General features: G+C 61.8%; 12 protein-coding genes, 1 tRNA gene and 1 pseudogene. 10 read left to right on the top strand and 4 right to left on the bottom strand.

The features are described 5' to 3' along the window. Positions 1 to 122: 122 nt before the first annotated feature. Positions 123 to 199: transfer RNA gene (locus HMPREF2792_RS11625), tRNA-Pro, on the bottom strand. An 81-nt stretch (positions 200 to 280) separates the two neighbouring features. Continuing rightward, a complete protein-coding gene (locus HMPREF2792_RS11620; protein ID WP_070533782.1) occupies positions 281 to 1,186 on the bottom strand; it encodes a metallophosphoesterase in 906 nt (301 codons plus the stop codon). Between the two features lie 41 nt (positions 1,187 to 1,227). Between HMPREF2792_RS11620 and HMPREF2792_RS11615 the strand changes: the two genes are divergently transcribed. Then, positions 1,228 to 1,692 carry a GatB/YqeY domain-containing protein gene (locus HMPREF2792_RS11615; protein WP_070533780.1) on the top strand — a complete coding sequence of 155 codons (465 nt, stop codon included), beginning with the start codon at positions 1,228 to 1,230 and terminating at the stop codon, positions 1,690 to 1,692. A 4-nt stretch (positions 1,693 to 1,696) separates the two neighbouring features. Here HMPREF2792_RS11615 and HMPREF2792_RS11610 read toward each other — a convergent pair whose 3' ends face one another. Continuing rightward, entirely contained in the window at positions 1,697 to 4,129 is a 2,433-nt protein-coding gene (locus HMPREF2792_RS11610) for a transglycosylase domain-containing protein (protein ID WP_232748543.1), read from the bottom strand. Positions 4,130 to 4,307: 178 nt separating this feature from the next. On the opposite strand from HMPREF2792_RS11610, the gene HMPREF2792_RS12785 reads away from it, so the two are divergent. Genes HMPREF2792_RS12785 through HMPREF2792_RS11595 form a run of 4 tightly spaced genes read left to right on the top strand, consistent with a single transcriptional unit; the run spans position 4,308 to position 6,107 of the window. Next, entirely contained in the window at positions 4,308 to 4,643 is a 336-nt protein-coding gene (locus HMPREF2792_RS12785; RefSeq protein WP_180952135.1) for a WhiB family transcriptional regulator, read from the top strand. Positions 4,644 to 4,656: 13 nt separating this feature from the next. Then, positions 4,657 to 4,818: a Sp36 family protein gene (locus HMPREF2792_RS12905; protein WP_154737218.1), complete on the top strand. Its 162-nt coding sequence runs from the start codon at positions 4,657 to 4,659 to the stop codon at positions 4,816 to 4,818. After that, on the top strand, positions 4,818 to 5,276 hold the full coding sequence (locus tag HMPREF2792_RS11600) for a RidA family protein (protein ID WP_070533774.1): 459 nt from the start codon (positions 4,818 to 4,820) through the stop codon (positions 5,274 to 5,276). The genes HMPREF2792_RS12905 and HMPREF2792_RS11600 overlap by 1 nt, the downstream gene beginning before the upstream one ends. Positions 5,277 to 5,294: 18 nt before the next feature. Then, positions 5,295 to 6,107: an MBL fold metallo-hydrolase gene (locus tag HMPREF2792_RS11595; protein WP_070524074.1), complete on the top strand. Its 813-nt coding sequence runs from the start codon at positions 5,295 to 5,297 to the stop codon at positions 6,105 to 6,107. A gap of 99 nt (positions 6,108 to 6,206) precedes the next feature. Here HMPREF2792_RS11595 and glxR read toward each other — a convergent pair whose 3' ends face one another. Continuing rightward, positions 6,207 to 6,890, bottom strand: coding sequence for a CRP-like cAMP-activated global transcriptional regulator GlxR (gene glxR, locus HMPREF2792_RS11590; protein WP_010189962.1), 684 nt, complete (start codon positions 6,888 to 6,890; stop codon positions 6,207 to 6,209). Positions 6,891 to 7,190: 300 nt separating this feature from the next. Between glxR and nth the strand changes: the two genes are divergently transcribed. The 5 genes and pseudogenes from nth to HMPREF2792_RS11565 form a co-directional block, all read left to right on the top strand. Continuing rightward, positions 7,191 to 7,850: an endonuclease III gene (gene nth, locus HMPREF2792_RS11585; RefSeq protein ID WP_232748542.1), complete on the top strand. Its 660-nt coding sequence runs from the start codon at positions 7,191 to 7,193 to the stop codon at positions 7,848 to 7,850. A 9-nt stretch (positions 7,851 to 7,859) separates the two neighbouring features. Continuing rightward, entirely contained in the window at positions 7,860 to 8,429 is a 570-nt protein-coding gene (locus HMPREF2792_RS11580; protein ID WP_070533773.1) for a TlpA family protein disulfide reductase, read from the top strand. Next, on the top strand, positions 8,426 to 9,103 hold the full coding sequence (locus HMPREF2792_RS11575; protein ID WP_070533771.1) for an NUDIX hydrolase: 678 nt from the start codon (positions 8,426 to 8,428) through the stop codon (positions 9,101 to 9,103). Before HMPREF2792_RS11580 ends, HMPREF2792_RS11575 begins: the two co-directional genes overlap by 4 nt. Before the next feature lie 36 nt (positions 9,104 to 9,139). Beyond that, positions 9,140 to 10,327 carry a MarP family serine protease gene (locus HMPREF2792_RS11570; protein WP_070533769.1) on the top strand — a complete coding sequence of 396 codons (1,188 nt, stop codon included), beginning with the start codon at positions 9,140 to 9,142 and terminating at the stop codon, positions 10,325 to 10,327. 60 nt (positions 10,328 to 10,387) lie between these two features. Next, positions 10,388 to 11,026: pseudogene (locus HMPREF2792_RS11565) on the top strand (HNH endonuclease); the annotation flags it as partial.

Raw genomic sequence — 11,026 nt, 5'->3', positions numbered from 1 at the left:
TCCGGACAACTACAGGACAAAATCAACGCACTTTAAAACCGGAAGGGCCTGTTTACGCTTCTCCTTAAGCCCTCTTTTAGAGGTGAAAACGAAAAAGAACCCGCAGTTTCCTGCGGGTTTAATGGTCGGGATAACAGGATTTGAACCTGCGACCTCTTCGTCCCGAACGAAGCGCGCTACCAAGCTGCGCCATATCCCGGTGTTCCGCTCTAAGCGGTACCGGAATACTGTAACTCACCCCGGTCTGAAAGGACAAAACGGCAGCGTGGAGGGGGTATCCCTAGGCGGCCTTCTCAGTGATACGCAGAAGCGTGGCCGACGGGCGGCAGAACACCCGGAAGGGAACGAACTTCGAGGTGCCCAACCCGTTGGAGACATGCATGTACATCTCTCCGAACAGGTGCAGGCCCTGGGCGCGGGCGCGATCGATGCCGCAGTTGGTCACGATGGAGCGCGAGCCCGCCACCTTGAAAGGCAGGCAGAGCTGGCCGCCGTGCGTGTGTCCAGACAGGGACAGCTGGTAGCCGTCGGCGGCGAATTTCTCCAGGACGCGGGGCTCCGGGGAGTGCAGCAGCGCCAAGGAGAGGTCGGCATCCTCGTTCGGGGCGCCGGCGATTTCCGAGTAGTCATCCAGATCATGGTGTGGGTCGTCCACACCGGCGGCAGCCAAGCGAACATCGCCCACCTTGAACTCCACGCGGGCCTGGTTGGCATCGTGCCAGCCGTGCTCAAGGAAGGCCGCGCGCATACCCTTCCACGGCAGGTTCACATAAGAGGGCTCGTTCTTCTTCCCAATCAGGTAGTTGAAGGGATTCGGGATGCGCGGCGCCCAGTAATCATTGGTGCCAAAGCAGAACATCCCTGGGCGGCTCAGCAGCGGGCCAAGCGCGCGGAGGACCTCGGGGACACCGCGCTCGTCGGAAAGATTGTCACCGGTATTGATCACCAGGTGCGGGTCGAGGGCGTCGAGGCCTGAGACCCACTCGATTTTGGCGCGCTGGCCCGGAATCATGTGGAGGTCGGACACGTGCAGGATGCGGAACTCGGACTCCTCGCGCAGCGTGCCGGGCTCCAGCAGCGGCAGGGTGTACTCCTTGAGCTCGAACTTGGTGAGCTCTGAGTGCGCCCATGCGGCAGTGCCCAGGCCGGCGGCGGCGAGTCCGCCAAGGACAGGGAAAATCTTCACCCTCACCACACTACCTGGCTGGCTGGCGTAGATTGAAGGGCATGAGTGAGTTGAAAGAAACTATCCGCGCTGACCTTAAGACCTCGATGAAGTCCAAGGACAAGGCCCGTACGAGCGCCATCCGTTCTCTGCTGTCTGCCATCCAGGCGGAGGAAACTTCCGGTTCTCGCCACGAGATCACCGATGAGGACATCCTCAAGGTCATCGCCCGTGAGATTAAAAAGCGCCGCGAGTCCGCAGAGGTTTACGCGGAGAATGGCCGCCCGGAGTTGGCGGAGGCGGAGCTTGTCGACGTCCCCTTCTTCGAGGCCTACCAGCCGGAGCAGCTTGACGACGACTCCCTGAACGCCCTTGTTAAAGAATCCATCGCCGAGGTTGAGAAGGACTCCGGTGAGCCGGCGACCATCAAGCAGATGGGTAACGTCATGAAGGTGGCCACCGCCAAGGCTGCCGGACGCGCGGACGGCAAGCGCCTGTCCACGGCCGTGAAGGCCGCCCTGAACTAATGCGCTAGAGCCCGAAGAAGCTCCGCACATCATTCGTGAAGCGGTCAACGTCTTCTTGAGTGAATAGTGGGTCGGACTGGCCGCCTCCCGGCTCGCCGCCGCTCGGTGCGGACGGGGAGCCCGAGTTGGAGTCCCAGGCTACTGGGCTCGTGCTCGCAGAATCGGAGGAGTCGCTCGCGGAGCCGTCGGAAAGCTGGAGCGTGACCTCCGCGCCCTTCTTCGCGCCGGATGGACCGGTGATGACGCGAACTACCTTGCCGTAGCCCACGCCGGGCGCGGGGACCTCGGTGGTCCTGACCTTGTATCCGGCTTTCTCCAGCGCGGAACGGGCTTGGCTTTCGGACTTGCCCTTCACGCCGTCGATAAGCGGCGAAACCTTGCCGGAGTCGTAGGCCCGGTCGTAATCGGGCACCGTGCCTTTCTGTGCTTCGGGGACGCGCGCGGCCATGGTGTAGAAGGTTGCCGCCGGCTCCTTGCCGCCGAAGAGGTTGCCGCTGGGGCACTGGCGTACCGGGCCGGTGCACAGCGGGCTCGTGGTGGTCCCGTCGTTGTAGATGTACGGTGCGGCAGCGACTGCCGAGTTGAATCCAAGGAAAGCCGAGGACTGGTTGGACTCGGTGGTACCGGTCTTGGCGGCGGCCTGGCCGCTGAAGCCGGCAGCGCGTGCCGAGTCGGAGGCGGTTCCCTTTTCGGTATCGGCGGTCATGTTGTTTTCCAGCGCCTTTGCCACTTCCTTGTCCACTGCGCGTTCGCACGGCGTGTGTTTGAGGTAGACCTCGTTGCCGTGGGAGTCCGTGACTTCCTCGATGGGGTTGGGCTCGCACCACATGCCTTGCGACGCCACCGTCGCGCCCACGTTAGACAGCTCCAGTGCATTCACTGCTGTCGGGCCGAGCGTGAAGGAGCCGAGGTTGGAGTCTTTAATGTGGTCGGCGATGGAGGACTCGCCGTCGTAGCTGCCGGGTTCTTCATAAGAACGCAGGCCGAGCTTGACGGCGATGTCGACCAGGCGCTCGACGCCAAGTTGCTCGGTGAGTTGGATGAAGGGGGTGTTGGGGGAGTAGGCCAGCGTGTCCTGCATGGTCATCGTGGAGGCGTAGCTGCCGGAGTTTTCCACGCAGTACTTGTTGGGCGGGCAGTTAGCTGCGCCGCCGTATCCCAGGCCTTCCGCTTCGTAGCGATTGGGCACGGCCAGCTTGTCCTTGATGCCGTAGCCCGCCTCCAGGGCGGCCGCGGCGGTAAAGAGTTTGAACACGGAGCCTGCGCCGTTGCCCACCAAAGAATTGGGCTGGGGCAGAAGGGTTTCATTGTTGTTCAGGTCGAGCCCATAGGTGCGCGACGACACCATGGCTAGGACCTTGCGGGAATCGGTGCCCGGCTTGATAACGTTTATGACCTCCGCCACGCCCGCCGCATCCGGGGCGGTGTTGCTTCGCACTGCGTTGAGCGCTTGGTCTTGGACGTCGGGGTCAAGCGTGGTCTTAACGGTCAGACCGCCACGCGCAAGGTGCTCGCGGTCGATGCCTTTTTCGTTGAGGTATTCCAGCACATAGTCGCAGAAGAAGCCGCGATCGCCCGCGCCGATGCAGCCGTTAGCCAGGGTTGCAGGGCTGTCCAACACGCCGAGTGGCTGCTGGGAAAAGGCGTCGGCGTCCTCCTGGGAAAGGGAGCCGTTATCAACCATGGCTTGGAGTACCACGTTGCGGCGCTCAGTTACGCCTTCTTCGTTGGTATAGGGGTTGAGGTATTCCGAGGATTGCACCATGCCGGCGAGCATCGCAGCCTGCGGCACGGTGAGGTGCGCGGCATCGGTTCCGAAGTAGGTGCGGCTAGCGGCCTCAACGCCGAAGGAGTGGTTTCCAAAGGGGACGAGGTTGAGATAGTTGGTGAGGATCTCATCCTTGGAGAGCCGGGCATCGATGTCCGTAGCCATGCGCATTTCGCGCAGCTTACGGGCCACGGATTGTTCGGTCGCGGCTTGACGTTCTTCGTCGGTAGTCGCGTTGACCAAAAGGAGGTAGTTCTTTACGTACTGTTGGTCAAGCGTGGATGCGCCCTGGGAGACACCGCCCGCAACCAGGTTGGTCCACAACGCACGGACATTGCCCTGCAAGTCGACGCCCTCGTGCTCATAGAAACGGCGGTCCTCGATAGCCACCACTGCCTTCTTCATGGCGTCCGAGATCTCATCCGGTTTCACTGGATGGCGGCGCTGCTCATAGATATACGCAAGGGGGTTGCCCTTGGCATCCAAGATGGTGCTCACGCCGGGGGTATCACCGTTGGTGAGATCCTGGACGTCTGATTGCATCGTCTCATTGGTCCTGGCCACGGCGACACCGCTGACGCCAGCGACGGGGGCGATGGCCAGCGCGATGAGGATGCCGACCAGTGCTGTGGACAGGACGAGCTTTCCCAGGGATTTGATCACAGTCACCCTCCACACACTAGTGGTTTAGGAGGATATCCGGGAGACCCCCCTAAAGTGTGACCTGTTAGACAGGTATACCGGTCTGTGAATAGACTTACCAAGGGTACATAATATTCCGTCGGGTAGAGGGTTATTCATGATCTTTGAGCTCGACGAGGGTGAGCTTGGAAGGAGTTACCTAGCCATGGCAGTCAGTGTCAAAGGTGCAGGACGGTCCGCAATGGTAAAGAATGCCTCGTTAACCACAGAGCGTGGTGAGTGGGTTACCCAAGCTAAGTGCCGCAACGGTGATCCCGATGCACTCTTTGTACGAGGAGCTGAGCAGCGTAAAGCTGCAGTAATCTGCCGCCATTGCCCGGTGCTCAATGAGTGCCGCGCGGATGCGCTTGATAATCGCGTGGAGTTCGGCGTGTGGGGCGGCCTCACGGAGCGTCAGCGCCGCGCCCTTCTGCGCAAGAACCCGCACATCACGAGCTGGGCCCATTACCTCGCTGAGGGTGGCGAACTCATCGGTATTTAGTAGCATTGAGCCCATGACTAAATGGGAATATGCCACTGCGCCGGTTCTTACGCACGCGACGAAACAAATCCTCGATTCCTGGGGTGAGGACGGCTGGGAGCTCGTCACCATCACCCCGGGTATGAACCCGGAGAATGTTGTCGCCTATTTCAAGCGTCCTGTGGAGGAGTCCTAATGGGTGCGCTTGCCCGCCTCGAAGAGCTCGGCGTCGAGCTGCCTTCTGTCGCTGTCCCCCTCGCGTCCTATATCCCAGCTACCCGCGTGGGAAACCAGGTGTGGACCTCTGGCCAGCTGCCCGTCGTGGGCGGTGAATTGTCGGCTTCCGGCAAGGTCGGCGCAGAGGTGAGCCTCGACAAGGCACAGGAATTGGCGCGCACGGCGGCGCTAAACGCTTTGGCTGCAATCGATGGTCTCGTAGGCCTTGATCACGTAACCCGCGTGGTGAAGGTGGTTGGATTCGTGGCTTCGGACCCCTCCTTTACTGAGCAAGCTGCGGTCATCAATGGTGCTTCCGACTTCTTGGGTGAGGTCTTCGGAGATGCCGGAATCCACGCGCGTTCTGCGGTGGGGGTAACGGTCCTACCGAAAGATTCCCCCGTTGAGATCGAAGTCATCGTAGAAATCGCTGAGTAATCGGATAGGGTTAGAACCATGGAGCATCCTGCATATAGCCAACTGCGTCCCGTGAGCCAGTCCGTCGGTGTCGTGCTGTGCGATAATCCCAGTTACACCGCTTTGGAGGGCACCAATACGTGGATCATCCGCGCCGGAGAAGATTCCCGCGCCATTGTGGTTGATCCGGGCCCGGAGGATGAAGGTCATCTCAACGTCGTGACCGCGAAGGCGGGCGAGGTTGCGCTGATCCTTCTTACCCACCGCCACGATGATCACGCATCAGGCGCCCAGCGCCTGCGTCAGCTCACCGGCGCTCCCATCCGCTCTTTCGATCCGAATTACTGCAATGGAGGCGACGCGCTTGTCGACGGAGAAGTGATCACCGTCGACGGCATCACCCCGCAGCTTGAGGTCGTTCACACCCCGGGGCACACCGCAGATTCCACCTGCTTCTTTGTGTGGTCCGCGGAAGCGAAGAACTCCACCCTGGAGGGCATCCTGACCGGTGACACCATCGCAGGCCGCCACACCGTGCTGCTGTCTGAGACGGATGGCGACTTGGCTGATTACCTGAAGACCCTGGATCTTCTGGAAGAACGCGGCAAGGACGTGGCGCTCTTCCCGGGCCACGGCCCGGACTTGGAGGACACCTCCGCGGTTGCCCGCAAGTACATTGACCGCCGCCACCACCGCCTGGACCAGATCAAGGAGGTCCGTGGGCGCTTGGGTGAGGACGTCGACGTCAAGACTCTCGTTGATGAGATGTATGACGATGTCGATCCGGTCCTGCGTCACGCAGCTGAGCAGTCGACGCGCACCGCGCTGAAGTACCTCGCGGCTCAGAACTAAAGCACTACATAGGAAAATCCCCCGAGAAATTCTCGGGGGATTTTGCGTTAGGACAAGTCGAAGGCCGAGGGCCGCATAGGCGGGCTCGGCCTTTAAGACCTAGCGTGCGCGGCGGGCCAAGTGCTCGGTATCGACGATGAGCACCGACTTGCCCTCCAAGCGGATCCAGCCGCGGTGAGCGAAGGTGGCCAGAGCCTTGTTCACGGTCTCACGGGAAGCGCCAACGAGCTGGGCGATCTCTTCCTGGGTGAGGTCGTGGTTCACGCGCAGCGCGCCGCCCTCCTGCACACCGAAGCGGTTAGCCAGCTGCAGCAGGGTCTTGGCCACGCGGCCTGGCACGTCGGTGAAGATGAGGTCCGCCAGGTTGGCGTTCGTGCGGCGCAGACGGCGGGCCAGCACGCGCAGAAGCTGCTGAGCAATCGCCGGATGATCGGCCACCCACTGCTTGAGCATCTCAGAGTTCATCGTGGCTGCGGTGACCTCAGTGACGCAGACAGCGGAAGAGGTGCGCGGGCCCGGATCGAAGATGGAGAGCTCGCCGAACATATCGGACGGGCCCATCACGGTCAGGAGGTTCTCGCGGCCATCCGGGGCGTGGCGGGCGAGCTTAATCTTGCCCGAGGTGATGATGTAGAGGCGGTCTCCCGGCTCACCTTCCTCGAAAATGGTGGTGCCGCGCGGGAAACGGACGGTTTCCATCTGCTCAATAAGGTTCTGTACTGCTACCGGATCGACGCCCTGGAAAATGCCAGCGCGGGAGAGAATGTCCTGTACGCCTTCCACTGTTACTCCTTAAAGCCTGCGCAGCCCGGAAAACACTGGGACACAAGCTGGTTTGGTTTGATTTGACGCACCTAGTCTCCAGTGCGCCACGAGGCACTGCACAATATCATACAGTGTAATTAGTCACTATTTCCACCAACGTGAAAAATAATCACACGCCTTGAATGGTCTATTTAGTTTTCGAAGGCCGTCGCCTCAAGTTTCTCCATGAGGATGGCAAACAGCGCGAGGCACAGCGGCACAAAGATGACGAGCGAAATCATGCTTCTCATTCTAGCCGCCGTCACTAAGATCTCTTTTATGTCCCCTGACCTTCCCGTGCACCACGATGACGCTGACGAGGCCGCTCGCATCGTTCATATTCGTACCGCCTTGGCGGATGAATATCCCGACGCCGATTGCGAGCTAGATTTCACCACGCCGCTCGAGCTACTTATTGCTACGGTGCTCTCGGCGCAGTGCACGGATGCCCGCGTCAACCAGGTCACTCCAGAGCTTTTTGCTCAGTATCCTTCCGCACCGGACTATGCGGCCGCGGACCGCGCTGACCTCGAGCGCATCCTCCGCCCGCTCGGATTCCAACGCACGAAGGCCGGCCACCTGTTAGGCATCGGAGAAAAGCTCGTCGCGGACTTCGATGGGCAGCTGCCCCGCGGCATCGACGAGCTCACCTCCCTGCCCGGCGTCGGGCGCAAGACCGCGCTGGTGGTGCGCGGCAATGCCTTCGGCCTGCCGGGGATCACGGTGGATACCCACGTCACGCGCCTGAGCCGGCGTCTTGGACTGACCGAGGCGAAGACCCCGAGGGCGATTGAGAGGGACGTCGCCAAGCGCGTGCCCGAAGCAGAACAAACCGTGTTTTCGCACCGCCTCATTCTCCATGGGCGGCGCGTGTGCACCGCGCGGAAGCCGCAGTGCGCGGCCTGCGTCCTCGCCCCATGGTGCCCCTCGCGAGGTTAAGGTGGAGCAATGAGCCAATATTCTCGGTGGCCCGGATACGTGAAGGCAAGCATCGCTGCCATTGTCGCGCTGGCGGCGCTCGCATTCGTCGGCGTGGTGAACCTGCTTGAGAATGATGAGCCGGAGGTCGCCCTCCCCGAGGCACAGGAGCAAGAGGTGGCCAAGCGCCCCAAATGCCCCGAGGGACCGCTTGCGGGTGTGGATCTTCCGTGCTTGGGTGCGGCCGGCACTGCGGCGGCCAAGAACGTCCAGATCGTCACTGTGTGGGCATGGTGGTGCGAACCGTGTCGCGCGGAGCTGCCCTTCTTCGAAGACCTTGCGCGAGCGCACCCGACGTGGAATATCGTCGGCGTGCATGCGGATGCGAACGCCGCCAACGGGGCCGCTCTTCTCAGCGATCTGCAGGTTGATATCCCCAGCTACCAAGACGATGACGGCGCCTTCGCAGGTGAGCTCGGGTTGCCGGGCGTTATCCCCATCACCCTGGTGGTGCGCGATGGCACGGTGGAGGAGAAGTTTGTGAAGCCGTTCGACTCCGCAGAAGATTTGGAGGAGGCCGTCGAGGAGGTTCTCAAGTGAGCCGCCTCTTTCCTGCCCATGCCCCGGAGTGGCTGCACCCGGCGCTCGGGGTTGATACAGACAAGGTCCAAGAACGCCTCATTCGGCATGTCCCGGCCGCCAAGCGCCGGCGTGAATCGGCAGTGTTGGTGCTGCTGAAGGGCACCAGTTTTGAGGATGGTGAGGTGCTGCTCACGCACCGCTCGCCGTCGATGCGCTCGCACTCCGGCCAGATTGCCTTTCCCGGCGGGCGTAGGGAGGAGGGGGACGCCTCGCTTGTCGACGTCGCCCTGCGCGAAGCCGAGGAAGAAACCGGCCTCGATCGCTCCACGGTCACCCCTCTTGAGCAGTGGGGCAAACTGGACATCCGGGCTACCGGCAACACCGTGAGCCCAGTCCTGGCGTATTGGCATGAACCGGGCACCGTGTGGCCGGCGAGCCCGGCGGAGACCGACGATGTCTTCACCGTCCCGCTGCGCGAGCTGGCGGATCCGGCCAACCGCATGATGGTGGGCTTGAGCCGCTGGAAGGGGCCGGCCTTCCGGGCGCGGGGATACGTGGTATGGGGTTTTACCGCGGGAGTGCTCTCCGGGCTGATGGACCACGCGGGCTGGAGCGTGGAATGGGATAAGAATATGGTTCATGATCTGCGTGACTCACTCAATCGCTCTTTGAATAATGAGAAGATAGGCTAGTTTCTGCCCTTTAGCCCTTAAGAAAGTAATTCCTCTGTGTCCCTAGCTGTTGACATCCTTATCGTTATTGCCGTGCTCCTCGCCGTGCGCGTGGGCTGGCGGCAGGGCGCTTTAGCGGCGGTCCTCGCAGCGGTGGGAATCATTGCGGGGTTGGTTTTAGGAACCGTGGTTGCCCCGCTGGTGATGGGGCTGACGGACCAGGCGGCCGTGCGCTTTTTGCTGGCTGTCGGCGTGCTGATTTTGCTGGTGGGGCTGGGGCAGCTGGTGGGGACGTCGCTTGGCATGGCGCTGCGAGACCGCATGCGAACCCGCTCGGGGCAGCGCGTGGATTCATCGATTGGCGCGGTCTTCCAAGCCGCGGCGGCCATCGTGGTGATTTGGCTGGTGTCCTTGCCCTTGGCCTCCAACCTGGGCGGCCAGCCGGGGCAGGCGCTGCGTGAATCGCGTGTGCTGAGCTCGCTGAATGCGGTGGCGCCCTCGCGCTTGGCGGCGCTGCCGAATGGCTTGGCTGCGCTCCTCAACGAGTCCGGGTTGCCGCCGTTGGTATCGCCCTGGCAGCGATCTGGCGCCGATGTCGAGGTGGATGCGCCGGCGGTAAACATTGGGGATCCCAAACTTGCAGAACGCGTGCGGCCTTCCGTCATTCACGTGCTGGGTGATGCTGAGGCATGCTCGCGCCGCCTCATGGGCTCGGGCTTTGTGACGAAGCCGGACTACGTCATCACGAACGCCCACGTGGTGGCGGGCACGGATAAGGTTCGCCTCGATACGGTCCTTGGCCTCAAGGAAGCGGACGTGGTGTATTACAACTCGGATGTGGACATTGCTGTGCTGCATAGCCCGGGATTGGGCTTGGATCCTTTGCCGTGGGCGGAGCAAGCGGCTGCTACCGGGGACGATGCCATCGTCTTGGGCTTCCCGCAGTCGGGGCCGTTTACTGCGGAGCCGGCGCGCGTGCGCGACCGTCTCACCATCGCTGGTCCGGATATCTACTCCACGGGCCGCGTGGAGCGCGATGCCTACACGGTACGCGGTAGCATCCGGCAGGGCAATTCCGGCGGTCCGATGATCAACCCGGAAGGCCAGGTGCTCGGCGTTGTGTTTGGTGCTTCCGTGGAGGATTCCGATACGGGCTATGCGCTTACCGCGGACGAGGTGCGCGGCCACGTGGGTGACGTCACGCAGCTTGTCGACGCCACCCCAACCGGCTCCTGCGTCGGCTAAGACCAGGTAGTTTCTTCTTCCGGTTGCGGGGCCCACGGTGCTGTTTTAGTCTCTGTGCTCATGGGGGATATTGAAACCTACATCCGCCTACGCAACTCGGGGATTGCGCTGGTGGAACATATACCTGGCTCACCCGATGAGCTCCGCGCGCTCGGCGCCTCTGCTTCCGATGCTGCCGAGCTTGCAAACCTTAACCAGGTTTATTTCGGCCCCACCCGCTTCAGTGGCAAACAACGCAAAGCCCGTCAAGCAGCACTTCAACAACGCCACAGCCTGGGCACTCTTACCCTCATCGAGTCCTACACGTCCAAGGTGAAAAAGACCCTCGATGCCTGGAACCTGCGAGTCAAACTCGCCGCCACTCCCGCACACCGCATCCCCACCGTCGCCGCCACACGCCTGAAAGAACTACGCTCCAAGCGCATAGCCAAACCAGGTGTGCGCATCACCTACCGGGAACAAGGCCCCAACACACTCTCCATTACTGACGACGCCACCACGATCGCCAACATGCGCGGCGTCTTAGAGTCCACCAACACCACCGACCTGCTTCAAGCCGCCAACGACATCTTCTTCAAAGAAGGCACCGGTTCCAAGCCTGCGGTGCGCACCCAAGTCATCGTCACCCTCAACGAGCTCGACCAGATCATCAACGGTGACGGGGACTACATCGAACTCAACCTCACTAACGGCGGGCGC

It is taken from the genome of Corynebacterium sp. HMSC068H04, assembly GCF_001811255.1.
In the GTDB taxonomy this organism is placed as follows: Bacteria; Actinomycetota; Actinomycetes; order Mycobacteriales; family Mycobacteriaceae; genus Corynebacterium; species Corynebacterium hesseae.
This window is presented reverse-complemented; position numbering and strand designations above follow the sequence as displayed.